Origin of the sequence: Streptomyces sp. KR55 (assembly GCF_052245645.1) — a bacterium.
GTDB classification, from domain to species: Bacteria; Actinomycetota; Actinomycetes; order Streptomycetales; family Streptomycetaceae; genus Streptomyces; species Streptomyces flavusporus.
In genome coordinates, this window is sequence record NZ_JBQQCE010000002.1 from 1 (window position 1) to 16,490 (window position 16,490).

The following is a 16,490-nucleotide window of genomic DNA, read 5'->3' on the forward strand; positions in this document are numbered from 1 at the left end:
TGCCGGGAAAGTGGGTTTCAGGCGCGCCCGGCCAGCTCGAAGCCGGCCTCGTCGACGGCGGCGCGCACGGCTTCCTCGTCCAGCGGTGACTCGGAGACGACGGTGACCTCGCCGGTGGCGGCGACGGCCTGCACCGAGCTGACGCCGGGGATCTCGGAGATCTCGCCGGAGACGGCGCCCTCACAGTGTCCGCAGCTCATCCCGCTCACCTTGTAGACGGCGGTGACGGAACCCGGGGTGTCGGTCTGGGCGGTCATGTCGTTACTCCTCGTCGAGGCGTATGGGGTTGACGGGGCCCACGATGGTGCCCGTATGCCTCAGAGTATACCCCTAGGGGGTATGAATCCAAGACCGGAGTGGTGATCGTGGGTGGCCGGGGCGCGATCGACGAGGAGAGGGGCAGCGGATGCGGGCTGTGGTGTTCGAGCGTTTCGGGGAGCCGGCCGAGGTGCGGGAGGTGGCCGACCCGCAGCCCGCCGAGCACGGTGTCGTGGTGCGGGTCGAGGCCACCGGGCTGTGCCGCAGCGACTGGCACGGCTGGCAGGGCCACGACCCGGACATCGCGCTGCCCCATGTCCCCGGTCATGAACTCGCCGGTGTCGTCGAGGCCGTCGGCGCCCGGGTGACCGGCTGGCGGTCCGGCGACCGGGTCACCGTGCCGTTCGTGTGCGCCTGCGGCACCTGCCCGTCCTGTGCGGCCGGCGATCAGCAGGTGTGCGAGCGGCAGACGCAGCCCGGGTTCACGCACTGGGGCTCGTTCGCCCAGTACGTGGCGCTGGACCACGCGGACGTGAACCTCGTCGCCGTCCCGGACGGCATGGCCTTCGCGACGGCCGCCTCGCTCGGCTGCCGCTTCGCCACGGCGTTCCGCGCGGTCGTGCAGCAGGGCCGGGTGGCGGCGGGGGAGTGGGTGGCGGTGCACGGCTGCGGGGGAGTGGGCCTGTCGGCGGTGATGATCGCGGCGGCGTCGGGCGCGCGGGTCATCGCCGTGGACGTGTCGCCGCAGGCCCTGGACCTGGCACGGAGGTTCGGGGCGAAGGAGTGCGTCGACGCGGGCCGGACGCAGGACACGGCGGAGGCGATCCGTGACCTGACGGGCGGCGGCGCCCATCTCTCGCTGGACGCCCTCGGCTCCCCCGTCACCTGCGCCGCCTCCGTCGACGGCCTGCGCCGCCGCGGCCGCCACGTCCAGGTCGGCCTGCTCCCCTCACCCACGGGCACGACTCCCGTCCCCATGGCCCGCGTCATCGCCCTGGAACTCGAACTCCTCGGCAGCCACGGCATGGCCGCCCACACCTATCCGCCGATGCTGGACCTGGTGGACACGGGCGCCCTCCGCCCCGACCTCCTCGTGACCTCCACCATCCCCCTGGACGCGACCCCGCAGGCGCTGGCGGCCCTGGGTACCGCACCCGGTTCGGGCGTGACGGTCATCGAACCGTGGAGCTGACCTCGAAGGGCTCGCGCGGTCACTCCGTTCTGCGGCCGCGGTTGCCCGGCCGGGAGGCGACCCAGGCGCGGACGGTGTCCGCGTACCAGTAGGGCTTGCCGCCCTCGACGTGGTCGGGTGGAGGCAGCAGTCCGTGCTTGCGGTACGACCGCACGGTGTCCGGCTGCACCCGGATGTGCGCCGCGATCTCCTTGTACGACCAGAGCCTTCGGTCGGTCATGAGCTGTACCTCCCTGCGCTGCCGCGGCGCCGGCCGGGAACGGCCGTCGGGGGAGCCGGGCAGTGCACTGGCGATCACCAAGCCTGTGTCCGGTCAACGACGCAGAGTGAGCGCGGGGAAGCGCCTGTGGGTCGGGTGTGACCCAGGATCCGCGTACTCGCGACATGTGTGACAAGGGAGTGGCTTTTGTGACACGCGTGCAGCAAAGGCGTAGACGAGATCCGCTCAGTGGTCCGAATGTCTGGACAAACTATTGACAGGCTCCTGTGTGGAGACTAGAAACCGGAGAGAACCGCCGACGACGGCGCGACGGGAACGCGAAGGGATCTCGATGGCGTACGACCTGATCACCATGGGGCGGATCGGCGTGGATCTCTATCCGCTGCAGACCGGTGTCCCGCTCCCGCAGGTGTCGTCCTTCGGCAAGTTCCTCGGCGGATCGGCGACCAACGTCGCGGTCGCCGCCGCCCGCCTGGGCCGCCGGACGGCGGTGATCACCCGCACCGGCGACGACCCCTTCGGCACCTACCTGCACGAAGCACTGCGCGACTTCGGCGTCGACGACCGCTGGGTCACCCCCGTGCCCGGACTGCCCACGCCGGTCACCTTCTGCGAGGTGTTCCCGCCGGACGACTTCCCGCTGTACTTCTACCGCCAGCCCAAGGCCCCCGACCTGGAGATCGACGCCCATGGCCTCGATCTCGACGCCATCCGCGAGGCGGGCATCTTCTGGGTCACCGGTACCGGCCTGAGCGAGGAGCCCAGCCGTACGGCGACCCTCGCGGCCCTCGCCCACCGCGCGAAGGCGGGCACGACGGTCTTCGACCTGGACTGGCGCCCGATGTTCTGGACCGACCCCGACGCAGCCCGCCCCTTCTACGCCGAGGCCCTGCGCCACACCACCGTCGCCGTCGGCAACCTCGACGAGGTGGAGGTCGCCACCGGCATCCGCGAACCGCACGCCGCCGCCCGCGCCCTCCTCGACGCCGGTGTCGAGCTCGCGGTCGTGAAGCAGGGGCCCAAGGGAGTCCTCGCCGTGCATCAGAACGGCGAGTCCGCCGAGGTCCCCCCGCTCCCGGTCACCGTCCTCAACGGCCTCGGCGCCGGCGACGCCTTCGGCGGCTCCCTCTGCCACGGCCTCCTCGCCGGCTGGGAGCTGGAGAAGATCATGCGCCACGCCAACGCGGCCGGCGCCATCGTCGCCTCCCGCCTGGAGTGCTCCTCCGCGATGCCGACCCCGGACGAGGTGGCAGCGGCCCTCGCGGCAGGAGCCGTAGGCACCACGGGGGCCGAACAGTGACCGTCGACGTCGCGGATCTCGTCCGCACCCGCACCCACCACCCCGAGGCGATCGCCGAGGCCGCCGCCCGCCGCGTCCGACGCCCGCTGCTCGGCGAGAGCGGCCGGCTGATGATCGTCGCCGCCGACCACCCCGCCCGTGGTGCCCTCGGTGTCGGTGACCGCAAACTGGCCATGGCCAACCGCGCCGACCTCCTCGAACGCCTCTGCCTCGCGCTCGGCAGACCCGGCGTCGACGGCGTCCTCGCCACCGCCGACATACTCGACGACCTGCTGCTGCTCGGGGCCCTCGACCACAAGGTCGTCATGGGCTCGATGAACCGCGGCGGACTCCAGGGCGCCCGCTTCGAACTCGACGACCGCTTCACCGGCCACCGCCCCGAGGATCTGCAGCGCCTCGGCTTCGACGCCGGCAAGCTGCTGCTGCGGATCGACTACGACGATCCGGGCTCCCTGAACACCCTGGAGTCCACCGCCCGCGCCATCGACGAGATGGCGGCCCGCAGACTCCCCGTCTTCGTCGAGCCGTTCATCTCCCGCCGCGACGCCGACGGGCGGCTGCGCAACGACCTGTCCGCCGACGCCGTCACCCGGTCCATCGCCATCGCCTCGGGCCTCGGCGGCAGTTCGGCGTACACCTGGCTGAAGGTGCCGGTCACCGACAACCCCGACGACATGGCCCGGGTCATGGAGACGACGACGTTGCCCGCCGTGCTTCTCGGCGGCGATGTCGGGGACGATCAGGACGGCGCGTACGAGAAGTGGCGCGGCGCGCTGCAACTGCCCACCGTGCGGGGCCTGGTGGTCGGCCGTTCGCTGCTGTACCCGGCGGACGGCGATGTGGCCGCCGCCGTGGACACCGCCGTAGGACTGCTGTGAGGGCCGCATGAGCAACGAGTTGTACGTCCCGAAGGGCACCACCGCCGACGCGTACCACGCGCTCGACATCGACCCGAAGTTGGCCGGCTGGACGCACAGCAGCCTGCGGATCGTCGAGTTGGAGCCGGGTGGCACCCATACCTTCACCACCGGGGACAGCGAGTGGATCGTGCTGCCCCTGCAGGGCGGTTGTACGGTGCAGGTCATGGACGAGGTGTTCCGCCTCCTGGGGCGGGAGAGCGTGTTCGCCTCGGTCACCGACTTCGCCTACGTGCCTCGTGACGCCCAGGCACAGATCTCCTCCGGCGCGGGAGGCCGCTTCGCCCTGGCAGGAGCGAAGTGCGAGCGACGACTCCCCGCCCGCTACGGCCCCGCGCCGGAGGTCCCCGTCGAGCAGCGCGGCAGCGGCAGTTGCACCCGCCAGGTGCGCAACTTCGCCTCCGCCGACGCCTTCGACTGCGACAAGCTCATCGCCGTCGAGGTGATCACGCCCGGCGGCAACTGGTCCTCGTACCCGCCGCACAAGCACGACGAGCACCGGCCGGGCGAGGAGTCGCAACTGGAGGAGATCTACTACTTCGAGATCGACGGCCCGAACGGGTTCGGCTATCAGCGCGTGTTCCCCTCGCGCGACGGCGGATCCGACGTCCTCGCCGAGGTCCGCTCCGGCGACGCCGTCCTCGTCCCCGACGGCTGGCACGGCCCGTCCATCGCCCAGCCCGGCCACGACATGTACTACCTGAACGTCATGGCGGGACCGGGTGAGACCCGGGAGTGGCAGATCTGCTTCCACCCGGACCACGTCGACAGCACAGGGGGTTACCGATGACCACCAGGCTCACGGTCGCACAGGCGCTCGTACGCTTCCTCGCCGCCCAGTACACGGAGCGGGACGGCGTACGGCAGCGGCTCATCGGCGCCACCTGGGGCATCTTCGGCCACGGCAACGTCGCCGGGATCGGCCAGGCGCTCGTCGAGTACACGGACGTCATGCCGTACCACCAGGGCCGCAACGAACAGGCGATGGTGCACGCGGCGGTCGGCTACGCCCGCCAGTCCAACCGCCTGTCCACACACGCGGTGACGACGTCGATCGGCCCGGGCGCCACCAACCTGGTCACCGGTGCCGCCCTCGCGACCATCAACCACCTCCCGGTCCTGCTCCTCCCCGGCGACATCTTCGCCACCCGCCCCGCCGACCCGGTCCTCCAGCAGCTCGAAGTGCCGTACGCGGGCGACGTGTCGGTCAACGACTCCCTGCGCCCGGTGTCGAAGTACTTCGACCGGATCACCCGGCCGGAAGCCCTGATCCCGGCCGCGCTGCAGGCCATGCGCGTGCTCACCGACCCGGTCGAGACGGGAGCGGTCACGCTCGCGCTCCCCCAGGACGTGCAGGCCGAGGCGTACGACTGGCCGGAGGACTTCTTCGCCGAGCGCACCTGGGTCGTACGCCGTCCGGGCGCCGATCCGACCGAACTCGCCGAGGCCGTGAACGCGATCCGCGCGGCCCGTCGCCCGCTGCTGATCGCGGGCGGCGGCGTCCACCACAGCCGCGCCGAGGAGGCCCTCGCCGAGTTCGCGGAGGCCACCGGCATCCCGGTCGCCTCCACCCAGGCCGGCAAGGGCTCGTTGCCGTACGACCACCCCCAGGACGTCGGCGGCATCGGCCACACCGGCACGGCCACCGCGGACGAACTCGCCCGCACCGCCGACCTGGTGATCGGCGTCGGCACCCGCTACACCGACTTCACCACGGCCTCCGGCACGCTGTTCACGGGTGACGGTGTCCGCTTCCTCAACCTCAACATCGCCCCGTACGACGGCCACAAGCTCGCCGGAATGCCCCTGATCGCGGACGCCCGCAGCGGCCTCCAGGAACTGACCCAGTCCCTGGGAATGCACGAGTACCGGGTCACGGACGCGTACGTCACCGAGTGCACGGAGGACAAGGAGCGCTGGGAGCAGCGCGTCGACGCCTGCTACGAGGCCGAGGAGCCGGACGTACGGCCGACGCAGCCGCAGGTGCTCGGCGCGCTGGACGCGATCGTCGACGAGTCGGACGTGATCATCAACGCGGCCGGTTCGCTCCCCGGCGACCTGCACAAGCTGTGGCGGGCGCGGTCGTACGACCAGTACCACCTGGAGTACGGCTACTCCTGCATGGGCTACGAGATCCCGGCCGCGATCGGTGTGAAGCTCGCCGCCCCGGACCGGCCGGTATGGGCGCTGGTCGGCGACGGCACCTATCTGATGATGCCGACGGAGATCGTGACCGCCGTGCAGGAGGGCATCGCCATCAAGGTACTGCTGGTGCAGAACCACGGGTACGCGTCGATCGGAGGCCTGTCGGAGGAGACGGGCGGCGAGCGCTTCGGCACCGCCTACCGCTACCGCAACGACGACGGGGCCTTCGCCGGCGCCCCGCTCCCCGTCGACCTGGCCGCCAACGCGGCCAGCCTGGGCATGCGGGTGCTGCGGGCGAAGACCGTACGCGACCTGCGGGCGGCGCTCGCCGAGGCGCGGGCCGCCGACACTCCCACATGTGTCTACGTGGAGACCGAAACGGCAGACACAGTGTCGGGCGCGCCTCCGGCGCAGGCCTGGTGGGATGTACCCGTGGCCGAGACCGCGACCCGAGCGTCCGCGGTCAAGGCCCGTGAGCTGTACGAACGGCACGTCTCGACCCGACGCCGCCATCTGTGAAGGAGTTCTCGGTCATGACGAAGATCGTCAACCACTGGATCGGCGGCAAGTCCGTCGAAGGCGCGTCGGGCACGTACGGTCCGGTCACGGACCCGGCGACCGGCGCGGTCACCACGAAGGTCGCGTTCGCGTCCGTCGACGAGGTCGACGCCGCGGTGGCCGCCGCCAAGGAGGCCTACGCCACCTGGGGCCAGTCCTCGCTGGCCCAGCGCACGTCCATCCTGTTCAGGTTCCGGGCACTGCTGGACGCCCACCGTGACGAGATCGCCGAGCTGATCACCGCCGAGCACGGCAAGGTGCACTCCGACGCCCTCGGTGAGGTGGCGCGCGGCCTGGAGATCGTCGACCTGGCCTGCGGTATCAACGTGCAGCTCAAGGGCGAGCTGTCCACGCAGGTGGCGAACCGGGTCGACGTGGCCGCGATCCGGCAGCCGCTGGGTGTGGTCGCCGGCATCACGCCGTTCAACTTCCCGGCGATGGTGCCGATGTGGATGTTCCCGCTGGCCATCGCGTGCGGCAACACGTTCGTGCTGAAGCCGAGCGAGAAGGACCCGTCGGCGTCGATCCGCCTCGCCGAGCTGCTGGCCGAGGCCGGTCTGCCGGACGGCGTCTTCAACGTCGTGCACGGCGACAAGGTGGCCGTCGACCGTCTCCTGGAGCACCCGGACGTCAAGGCGGTGTCCTTCGTCGGCTCCACCCCGATCGCCCGCTACATCCACACCACCGCCTCCGCCAACGGCAAGCGCGTCCAGGCCCTCGGCGGCGCCAAGAACCACATGCTGGTCCTGCCGGACGCCGACCTCGACGCGGCGGCCGACGCGGCCGTGTCCGCGGCCTACGGCTCGGCGGGCGAGCGCTGCATGGCGATCTCCGCGGTCGTCGCGGTGGGCGCGATCGGTGACACGCTGGTGGAGAAGATCCGCGAGCGCGCCGAGAAGATCAAGATCGGCCCGGGCAACGACCCGGCCTCCGAGATGGGCCCGCTGATCACCGCGGCCCACCGCGACAAGGTGGCGTCGTACGTCGAGGGCGCGGCGGCGGAGGGCGCCGAGGTCGTCCTGGACGGCACCGGCTACACGGTCGACGGCTTCGAGGACGGCCACTGGATCGGCATCTCGCTGCTCGACAAGGTGCCGACCAGCGCGAAGGCCTACCAGGACGAGATCTTCGGCCCGGTGCTGTGCGTGCTGCGCGTGGACACCTACGAGGACGGCGTGGCCCTCATCAACAACTCGCCGTTCGGCAACGGCACCGCGATCTTCACCCGGGACGGCGGCGCCGCCCGCCGCTTCCAGCTGGAGATCGAGGCCGGCATGGTCGGCGTGAACGTCCCGATCCCGGTCCCCGTCGGCTACCACTCCTTCGGCGGCTGGAAGGACTCCCTCTTCGGCGACCACCACATCTACGGCAACGACGGCACGCACTTCTACACGCGCGGCAAGGTCGTCACCACCCGCTGGCCGGACCCGGCGGAGGCCCCGGCGGGCGTCGACCTGGGCTTCCCGCGCAACCACTGAGGAAGCAGCGGCCACTTAGGGCCTGATCCGCCGGACAGGCCCTAAGGCCGTACGGCCGCCGAGCCGGGGATCAGCCCTGCTGCTCGGCGGCCCTCTTCACCTGTCGGCGAGATGACCGGCGCGCACGCCTGAGACCGGCGGTACTGAGCCGCGGGCCACCAGGACGATGAGGTCGCGCAACCGCTCGGCGTACAGGCGCATGTTCTTGTACGCGATGTCGGTGTCCGGGTAGCGGCACGCGAACCACAGGCCTTCGTGGAGCCTGTTGATCCACACGCACACCTGGTCGCCGTACGACACCCGGATCAGTCCGTACGCCGCCAGCTCGGACCAGCGCCCGGAACCCGGGATGCCCCGGGCGTCGACGAACGAGACGATCGAGTACAGGTCGGGCGACGTCGGGCGGAAGTCCGAGCCGAGCAGGCGGAGCACCCGGGCGAGGGGCATCCGGGCCAGCGGCCTGCTGGTCTGCAGCTGGCTGCGCACGGTCTTCAGAAGGGTCGGGAAGTCGGCGGCCGGCACCAGCGGAATCTCGATCGGCGCACCGCCGACATACCAGCCGACCGAGTCCGACCACTGGGACTTCACCCTGGTGTGGAACGGCACGACCGTGCGATACACGGACTGCCCGCCGATCTCCCGGACGATGATGCTCGTGGCGGCCAGGACGCCGACCAGGCTTCCGCCGTAGGGCCGGCAGTGCGCCTCGAAGGCGGCGGCGTCGTCCGGGCTCACCAGCATCTCGGACATGAGCTTCTGGGTGGGCAGCCGGCCGCCGGGGACCAGACCGAGATCGACGGGGAAGCTCGGCAGCATGCCGTTGCACCGGTGGATGAACTCCCGCCAGCGGGCGACGATCTCGTGGGTCTCGTCGATCCGGTCCGCGTCCGCCCGCTCGATCTCGCAGAAGTCGATGTAACTGCCGGCCGGGGTCTGCTCCACGGCACGGCCCGCGACGTTCGCCGCATACAGCTCATGGACCTCGGCGGGGATGCGCTGGATGGAGTAGGAGTCGACGTTGCTGTGGTCGAAGGCCATGTACACGCTGGTGCAGTCGTCCCGGACGACCGCCGTGTAGATGAGGTTCGGCCAGCCGAGCGCGTCCGCCGCGACATCGAAGCGGTCCTGGAGGTGCCGGACCAGGTCCGCCGGTTCGGAGAAGTCGCCGACGACCTCGCGATGCAGCGACACCGCCCCGGTGCTGAGCGTGAACCGGCGCATCTCGCCGTCGCGCAGGCGGAAGCCGCTGCGCAGCGTCTCGTGGCGGAGGGTCCAGCTGCGCAGTGCGTCCTCGAGCGCGTCCAGGTCGATCCGGCCCGGGATGTCGAACGCCGTGCCGAGCCAGGTCGGCACGAACAGACCGTCCTCACGCACGGACCGGGCGGTGCGGATGTGCGACTCCTGGATGTACGCCGGTGGCCGGGAGTCGTCCGGCAGGCCCGCCGCCGCCTGAACGGTCGCCGGACTGAGCGTCCACTCGACGAGCCGTCCGGGCCGGACCTCGCACCGCTGGATGTCTGTGATGCGCACAGGGCGTCTCCGTTCGCAGAGGGGCAGATCTTCAAGGATCTGATGCGGATACGCCAGAAACGTGCTGTTTTGCGGCTTTTCATGCGGCTTTTCAGCGGAACGGATGGTGTCTCGAACGCCAGTGCCCTGCCCGGTGGGCGGTGGGGCGGGCGTACCACGGCCGCAGTACGTGGGAGAGGGCACGTACCCCTGTGGGAGGGGTGGGGGTTCGGTCTCCGGTCGATGACGTGCCGACAGGTTCGCCCCGTACCGTTGACGCATGGATCTTCGACTGCCCGCATGGCGTGGGCTACGGCGGCCGCGGCGGATCGTCGCGGCCGCGGCCGCGGTCGTGGTGCTCGCCGGTGCCGGTACGTGGACGGCCGTCGCCGACGACGACGCGCCCGCGGTGCGCCGCGCCGACCGGGTGATGGCCATGGGCGACGGGGTGCGCCTCGACACCTCGTACTTCACGTCGGGCTCGGACGGCCGTCGGCCCGCCGTCCTGCTGGCGCACGGCTTCGGCGGCAGCAAGGACGACGTACGGCAGCAGGCGGAGGACCTGGCGAGAGACGGGTACGCGGTGCTGACCTGGTCGGCGCGCGGATTCGGCGACTCGACCGGGAAGATCGGGCTGAACGGTCCCGACGCCGAGGTCGCCGACGTCTCCCGGCTGATCGACTGGCTGGCCGAGCAGCCCAAGGTGCAGCTCGACAGGAGCGGCGACCCGCGCGTGGGCATGGCGGGAGCGTCGTACGGCGGCGCGATCTCCCTGCTCGGCGCCGGGAACGACGACCGGGTGGACGCCATCGCCCCGGCGGTCACGTACTGGAACCTCGCGGACGCCCTCTTCCCGAACGGCGTGTTCAAGAAGCTGTGGGCCGGGATCTTCGTCAACTCCGGCGGCGGCTGCGCCGAGTTCGAGCCGCGGCTGTGCGAGATGTACGAGCGGGTCGCCACATCCGGCACCCCGGACACCGAGGCGCGGGAACTGCTTCAGGCCCGCTCGCCCTCGGCGGTCGGCGACCGCATCAAGGTGCCGACCCTCCTGGTGCAGGGCCAGACCGACTCCCTCTTCCCGCTCGGCCAGGCCGACGCGGCGGCCAGGGCCATCAAGGCGAACGGCGCCCCCGTGGACGTCGACTGGATCGCCGGCGGCCATGACGGCGGCGACATGGAGATGAGCCGCGTCCAGTCGCGCGTGCAGTCCTGGTTCGACCGCTACCTCAAGGACGACAAGGGCGCCGACACCGGCCCCGCCTTCCGGGTCACCCGCACCGGAGGCGTCGACTCCACCGACGGCGAGGCCCTGCTGCGGGGCGCGAGCGCGGACGCGTACCCCGGCCTGGAGAGCGGACAGCGCTCGGTGGAACTGACCGGACGCGAGCAGACCTTCGACAACCCGCCCGGCGCCGGCCCACCCGCCGTCTCCGCGCTCCCCGGCATCGGCGGCGCCGGCGGCCTCGCCCAGCTGTCCTCGCTGGGCGTAGGGGTGTCCCTCGACTTCCCGGGCCAGTACGCGCGCTTCGAGTCGGCGCCCGTCGGCGACGACCTGCGCATCACCGGGTCGCCGACGGTGACCGTCCACGTGCAGTCCAGCAGCGACGACGCGGTCCTGTTCGCCAAGATGTACGACGTCGGCGCCGACGGCACCCAGCAGGTGCTGCCCTCCCAGCTGGTGACCCCCCTCAGGGTCGAGGGCGCCAGGTCCGGCAAGGATGTGACGATCACGCTCCCGGCGATCGACCACGAGGTCGACAAGGGCCACCGGCTGCGCCTGGTCCTCGCCTCGACCGATCTCGCGTACGCCTCCCCGGCCGCCCCGGCGACGTACACCGTCTCCCTGAAGAGCGACCTGACGATCCCGACGGCCCCCGCCGTCACGACCGCCGCCGCCCCGCTGCCGGCCTGGGTGTGGTGGCTGCCGCTGACCGGCGCCGTGGTCGCCCTGGCCCTGCTGCTCTCGGCCCGCCGCCGCACCGCCACGCCGGCACCGGACCCTGCCTTGTCCGACGTCCCGCTCCAGATCACCGACCTGAGCAAGCGGTACGCGAAGTCGGCGGACCGGTACGCGGTCAAGGACCTGTCCTTCCGTGTGGAGAAGGGCCAGGTTCTGGGTCTGCTCGGCCCGAACGGCGCCGGCAACCCCACCACAGGACTAGGGCTTACTTTTTGCCACATGTTTACGCGGCTGCCGCATGGCCCGTTTGCCCAGGTCTAGGCACTGTTCGCCCAGGTCCGAGCAGCACCGCGAGCCGCGCGCGCTGCGCAGCGTCGAGCGGGGGCGAGGCTTCCATAATCGCCTCTATGGCGCGCTGTATGGCTTCCTCCGCGGCTCGCTCCGCACGGTGCATCTCATCGAGCGTCGAGCCTGCCCCCTGCGTCCCTGCGTCGCATCTATCGCCTGTGTCGGTTGCTTCCTCCGGCATCGGGTACCCCCCAAGGTTCCCTAGTCCCGTATGTGCCCCCCGTGGCGCCCTGGGCGCTTAGCGGAGCGTCGTACAGGGCCGGTTGAGCGGGTCACTGCGCGGACGCCCAGGGGGCGGCATGATGGGTCCGTGTCGAGCGCCCCCCCAAGGACGCAAGCCACGGACCCACCAATCAGCGCAATGACAAAGGGGTGCACGGCCACGGGCGCCACGCGCTATGCGGGACGTTCACCAGTCGCACCCCTTGATGTAGTGATGATTTGGACTCTCACGTGAACGGCCCCAGGTTCGCCGGCCATCCGTTCACGTGCGGGTGCGCACCCATTACCTAGCCGAGTGCGCACATCAATTCAGATTCTTGTTTATCCGCTACCTGTGCCCACGTACATCATCGCGGCTCCGGGGTGCCCCGGGCATTCGCTGATACGCGCCATGTCCTAGCGGATTACCGGTGACAATCTGGCCGTGCACCCAGGGGCAACACGACGGTTCTTCCAACCGGCCCAAGCTATGCAAAAGTCTGGTCCTACCGGCGCTTACGCTCCGGCAGGGCTCAAACACTCTGCCGATGGAAAGCGCATGTCAAGGGGCGTTGTGCGACTCCGGTGAAGATCTTTTCGAACGCGCGTCAACTCCCTTACCGAGCATGCGAGTTGGCCAATCTTCCGTGTGAAGGTTTAAGGGTGCACATCTTGGGGGACTCCCTCTGACCTGCGAATACGTGAACCTTTGTCACGTCATGAGGACAGCAAAGCGCCCCCGCCCGAACGGTTCCGGACAGGGTCCGAACGTGTCTGAGCGGGGGCGCCTCGCCCTGCGGCTACGCCTAGCGCGTGAGGTGGTCGAACTCGCCCTTAACGGCGCCATCGAGCATGCACTCAAGCTCACGACGCGTGAAGATCAGCGCCGGACCGTTAGGGGCCTTGCTGTGCCGCAGGGCAACCATTTCGTTGTAGGCGGCGAATTCGAAGCAATCGCCATTGGCGCCCGTTGCCGTGGCTCGCTGCCACGTAACGCCCAGCGTCGACGCGTCCGAAATAACGTGCTCGTCCATTGGGTGAACCTATCCCTTGCTGTAGGTGTCTCTGTATTTCTTGATTAGCTCGATAGACTTTGCCCCTGGTAGGGACTCAGTCATCAGCCGGTTATATAGCCGCGTGTAAGCCTGCACTTCGCCCGGTTCCTCAAGGAACCTGTTCGTTGTAAACCCTTCCAGATAGACGATGTCCGGCGAATAGCGTTCCGGGAAGCTCAGGATTACCGACGGGCCGAATAGGGCCGCATGGCAGGCAGCCGCCTCCGGTAGAACCTGGATGTTGATTACGTGCGGGTACGCCTCACGCAGGCCCAAGATGTGGTCAAGCTGTTCCGCCATGATTTCGGGAGAACCAATCACATGGCGAAACGCTGATTCAGAGATCACGCCCCAGAAAACCAGCGGGTTGGGGCGCTTGAAAACCTCTTGGCGCTTGCCATGAACAACTAGCCGTTGCTCGCGTTCCTCCGGCGCGATATCCGGCATGTGTTCATCAATGACCGCAGCCCTATAGCGGGCCGTCTGCAACAGACCAGAAACCAACGTGAGGTTGGTTGCGTACGCGTCCTGTGCGTCTTCCTCGTGCCCGATCAGATCTGCGTATGCGGATGACGCGACGTCGCGAACCTCAGTTTCCCAACCGCGTTCGGTGCCACGGCTCTTGAGGTCCTTGATGTACGCCTTGAGTCCGCGGTCCGTGACCCCGTACAGAGCCAACATGCGCTCAAGGTCCGCATCGGACACGCCCACGCGCCCCGACTCGACACGGGATGTCTTGGAGGCGCCACCCTTCCACCCAAGCGCCTCCGCAACCTCGCGTTGGGACTTCCCTGCCGCCTTGCGTTGCTGCTCCAACAGGCGTCCTAGGCGCACTTGACGTGCCGTCGGCTCGTCGTAGCGCCAACTTCGTTCCGCCACGCGTTTACCTCCCCTCACCCCTCTGACCTGCACGAACGATGCCAACCTTTCAGCCGGCCACGCGAGTTGAGCGTCCCCCGTCCGGGGGAAGTTCGCCAACAAGGTTGCAAGAGCGGGTCTGCTCCAGCAACATTGCAAGCCGGTTGGCGGTGCGTGACCGGACGCCGACCGTCCGCGCACAGGTCCGTCCCCATGAGGGGTGAGCTATGCCCGCACACTCAACGCGTCGCCAGTATCCCACCCATCCGGCATCGGTCCCCTTGGCGCGTGCCCAGGTCCGTGAGCTGTTGGAAGGGCAGGGGCTCAAGGAGGGCGAGAGCGAGGATGCAGCTATCGCCATCCTCGTTGTAAGTGAATTGGCCAGTAACGCAGTGCTGCACGGGGATGAGGAACGCCCTTTCTCCGTATCGGCTGCGCTTTACGGGGATGTCATCTGTATTTCGGTACGTGACTCCGCGCGACAGGCGCCCCTAAAGGGCACCGCCCAGGAAGGCGACACGAACGGACGGGGCCTGTTCCTCGTTCACGCATACTCGCGTGATTGGGGTTGGCGGCCGGAAGTAGTCGGGAAAACCGTCTGGGCGGAAATCAACGTCAAGGTGCCGACATGTTCAGCGTGAGGCACATAGCAGCGACGCAGGGGGAGGAATACGAAACGGCCGGACAAGCCTTGCGCGGAATGGCGTGCATCATCCGGAGGGCGCCGCTAACTCCGGGCGCGCGCAGGGCATTTGAGGTTTGGTACACCTCCGCCAACTACCGGACTACGGCTCAACGCCTCCGGTGTTTCACGCGGTTCGAATTCGGGTTTTCGATCAACGGCACACGACAGGTGTACGTCATCGAACACCTTCCCCGCATGCCTCAAGATCCCGTCGAGCGCGTAATCCTCCGCGCGCCGGACGGGTCAGAGACTCCCCGCACCCCCCGAGAAACCGCGGGTTGAGTCTCCGCGAGGCGCCCAGGTGGCGCATTCCACCTGGGCGCCTGCGTTACCGCGCGTCTGCCAACGCGCGGCAGTAGTCCGCAACCAACTGCAAGGGAGACTGCGAACCAATGCAAGACCTTATCGGGTGGGCGCTCATCCTGGGCGCCGTCGCGTACGTGCTCGCCATGGCGTACATGGCACTGTTCCGCGGTCCGGGCGTCCGTAGGCGCCCCCTCATCGCCCCCCGCGAGCACATCCCCCAGGCGTCCGGAGAGTGGCCCAACGGGCACGTGCCGGACCCGCACGCGGCACGTTGGCGCCGTTGGTCGGAACGGTGCCAGCGGGCCATCAAGGAACGACACCCCACGATGCCCAAGCCCATTCCGGATGAGCCTGTCTGGCGCGCACGCCACCCTCGCGCCACCTGGGCGCCCCCTCACCATGTCGAGCGCAACGCGCGCCGTTCCGCACCGTTCGATGACTCCGGGCCCCTGGTCCGCCCGTACGCCCCCGAGTATCGAGAGAGGCAAGACGCATGAGCGAGACGACCGCACCCCAGGTGACCGCCGACCCTGCCGAATCGCCCCAGGGTAAATGGATGTTGCACTGTGTGCCGCCCCAGGGGCCGAACTGCGCGGAATGCCTTGACGTGAAAAACCCGCGCAACGGATGCAAGGAAGGCGCGCGCCTCTACGCCGAATGGATCGATGGCCTCCGGTCGGATGCGCGCGCCCAGTTTGAGGGCAAGTAACACACCCGATGGCAGCGGTGCGCCCAGGTGGGCGCACCATTCCGGAGTGCCGCACGAAAAGGGCTAGACCCCGACTAGGGCGGAGTGCGCCCCCAGCGCTGGGCTGTGAAAGACCCTGGGGAAAACACAGACACTCGCCCCCTTCCCGTGAAGACTCCGGGCGGGGGGCGAGTCATTTAGCAATCCGCAAGAGATTGAACCCCGATGACCTTTGTAATCAGCGTCCAGTGCGACGGCCGGAACAAAGCGTGTCCGTCCGAACTCAACCGCGAAGGGCGCATCTCGGCCCTGGTGGTCACCGCCGCCAGGTCTGTCGGATGGACTTTCCCAGACGGCCCCGAAGGGCGCGCCCTGTGCCCGAACTGCACGCCCGCCCCTCCCCCCGGCTGCGGCCGGTGCCTGGTCTACGTCGAATTCTCCGACACCGTGGGCCATGACCGGATTGGGCACATGGCAGTCAACAAGCTCGCCAGCCACGGCGTGTCCACCTGGGCGAGGCTCATCGAGCTACCTGTCAAGGAATTGACCGCCATCAAGGGATTGGGCGACGTCGCTATCGGGCGCGTAGAGAAAGCCCGGCAGGAGCACATCGAGAAAGCACGAGAAAGGGGGGCGAATGATGGAGCGTTTCCGGTGCCGCGACTTTCTAAGGATTGAGGCGGACCTAACGCGGCGTATCGAAAGGGAAAGGGACAGGGCCACAAGCCACGAGCGCAAGGAGTCAGCAATTATCGCATCCGTGGACGTGGACACGGCCAAGCACAGGAAGGCTCGCGCACTCGGAACACACCTGAGCCGGTGCCCGCTCTGCCGATAGGGGAGGAACGATGGAAGACAAGCAAGAGCAAGAG

14 protein-coding genes and 1 pseudogene are annotated in these 16,490 nt (G+C 69.1%); 10 read left to right on the plus strand and 5 right to left on the minus strand.

Going from position 1 to position 16,490, the window contains the following annotated elements:
* Positions 1-17: 17 nt before the first annotated feature.
* Positions 18-257 (minus strand): heavy-metal-associated domain-containing protein, encoded by a 240-nt coding sequence (locus ACTWQJ_RS00350; RefSeq protein WP_129802521.1) that lies wholly within the window; start codon positions 255-257, stop codon positions 18-20.
* A gap of 149 nt (positions 258-406) precedes the next feature.
* Here ACTWQJ_RS00350 and ACTWQJ_RS00355 point away from each other — a divergent pair, with 149 nt between their 5' ends.
* Complete coding sequence (locus ACTWQJ_RS00355) at positions 407-1,450, plus strand: zinc-dependent alcohol dehydrogenase family protein (RefSeq protein ID WP_443304579.1); 1,044 nt, start codon at positions 407-409, stop codon at positions 1,448-1,450.
* Positions 1,451-1,469: 19 nt separating this feature from the next.
* On the opposite strand, the gene ACTWQJ_RS00360 is transcribed toward ACTWQJ_RS00355, so the two are convergent.
* Positions 1,470-1,670, minus strand: coding sequence for a helix-turn-helix transcriptional regulator (locus ACTWQJ_RS00360; protein ID WP_053763086.1), 201 nt, complete (start codon positions 1,668-1,670; stop codon positions 1,470-1,472).
* Between the two features lie 331 nt (positions 1,671-2,001).
* Between ACTWQJ_RS00360 and iolC the strand changes: the two genes are divergently transcribed.
* Genes iolC through mmsA form a run of 5 tightly spaced genes read left to right on the plus strand, consistent with a single transcriptional unit; the run spans position 2,002 to position 8,068 of the window.
* Positions 2,002-2,970: a 5-dehydro-2-deoxygluconokinase gene (gene iolC, locus ACTWQJ_RS00365; RefSeq protein WP_443304580.1), complete on the plus strand. Its 969-nt coding sequence runs from the start codon at positions 2,002-2,004 to the stop codon at positions 2,968-2,970.
* Complete coding sequence (locus tag ACTWQJ_RS00370) at positions 2,967-3,848, plus strand: Cgl0159 family (beta/alpha)8-fold protein (protein ID WP_443304581.1); 882 nt, start codon at positions 2,967-2,969, stop codon at positions 3,846-3,848. The genes iolC and ACTWQJ_RS00370 overlap by 4 nt, the downstream gene beginning before the upstream one ends.
* 7 nt (positions 3,849-3,855) lie before the next feature.
* Positions 3,856-4,677 (plus strand): 5-deoxy-glucuronate isomerase, encoded by an 822-nt coding sequence (iolB, locus tag ACTWQJ_RS00375; RefSeq protein ID WP_443304582.1) that lies wholly within the window; start codon positions 3,856-3,858, stop codon positions 4,675-4,677.
* Positions 4,674-6,551: a 3D-(3,5/4)-trihydroxycyclohexane-1,2-dione acylhydrolase (decyclizing) gene (gene iolD, locus ACTWQJ_RS00380; protein ID WP_443304583.1), complete on the plus strand. Its 1,878-nt coding sequence runs from the start codon at positions 4,674-4,676 to the stop codon at positions 6,549-6,551. The genes iolB and iolD overlap by 4 nt, the downstream gene beginning before the upstream one ends.
* Before the next feature lie 14 nt (positions 6,552-6,565).
* Entirely contained in the window at positions 6,566-8,068 is a 1,503-nt protein-coding gene (gene mmsA, locus ACTWQJ_RS00385) for a CoA-acylating methylmalonate-semialdehyde dehydrogenase (RefSeq protein WP_443304584.1), read from the plus strand.
* 96 nt (positions 8,069-8,164) lie between these two features.
* Here mmsA and ACTWQJ_RS00390 read toward each other — a convergent pair whose 3' ends face one another.
* Complete coding sequence (locus tag ACTWQJ_RS00390; protein WP_443304586.1) at positions 8,165-9,598, minus strand: condensation domain-containing protein; 1,434 nt, start codon at positions 9,596-9,598, stop codon at positions 8,165-8,167.
* A 259-nt stretch (positions 9,599-9,857) separates the two neighbouring features.
* On the opposite strand from ACTWQJ_RS00390, the pseudogene ACTWQJ_RS00395 reads away from it, so the two are divergent.
* Positions 9,858-11,732: pseudogene (locus tag ACTWQJ_RS00395) on the plus strand (CocE/NonD family hydrolase); the annotation flags it as partial.
* Between the two features lie 1,100 nt (positions 11,733-12,832).
* Here the strand turns inward: ACTWQJ_RS00395 and ACTWQJ_RS00400 are convergent.
* On the minus strand, positions 12,833-13,060 hold the full coding sequence (locus ACTWQJ_RS00400) for a DUF397 domain-containing protein (RefSeq protein ID WP_443304587.1): 228 nt from the start codon (positions 13,058-13,060) through the stop codon (positions 12,833-12,835).
* Between the two features lie 9 nt (positions 13,061-13,069).
* Complete coding sequence (locus ACTWQJ_RS00405) at positions 13,070-13,960, minus strand: helix-turn-helix domain-containing protein (protein ID WP_443304588.1); 891 nt, start codon at positions 13,958-13,960, stop codon at positions 13,070-13,072.
* A gap of 206 nt (positions 13,961-14,166) precedes the next feature.
* Between ACTWQJ_RS00405 and ACTWQJ_RS00410 the strand changes: the two genes are divergently transcribed.
* From ACTWQJ_RS00410 to ACTWQJ_RS00420, 3 genes are all read left to right on the plus strand, one after another.
* Positions 14,167-14,580: an ATP-binding protein gene (locus tag ACTWQJ_RS00410; RefSeq protein ID WP_443304589.1), complete on the plus strand. Its 414-nt coding sequence runs from the start codon at positions 14,167-14,169 to the stop codon at positions 14,578-14,580.
* A gap of 843 nt (positions 14,581-15,423) precedes the next feature.
* Positions 15,424-15,639 carry a hypothetical protein gene (locus ACTWQJ_RS00415; protein WP_443304590.1) on the plus strand — a complete coding sequence of 72 codons (216 nt, stop codon included), beginning with the start codon at positions 15,424-15,426 and terminating at the stop codon, positions 15,637-15,639.
* 204 nt (positions 15,640-15,843) lie between these two features.
* Positions 15,844-16,296 carry a helix-hairpin-helix domain-containing protein gene (locus ACTWQJ_RS00420; RefSeq protein WP_443304591.1) on the plus strand — a complete coding sequence of 151 codons (453 nt, stop codon included), beginning with the start codon at positions 15,844-15,846 and terminating at the stop codon, positions 16,294-16,296.
* The last annotated feature ends 194 nt before the right edge of the window (positions 16,297-16,490 follow it).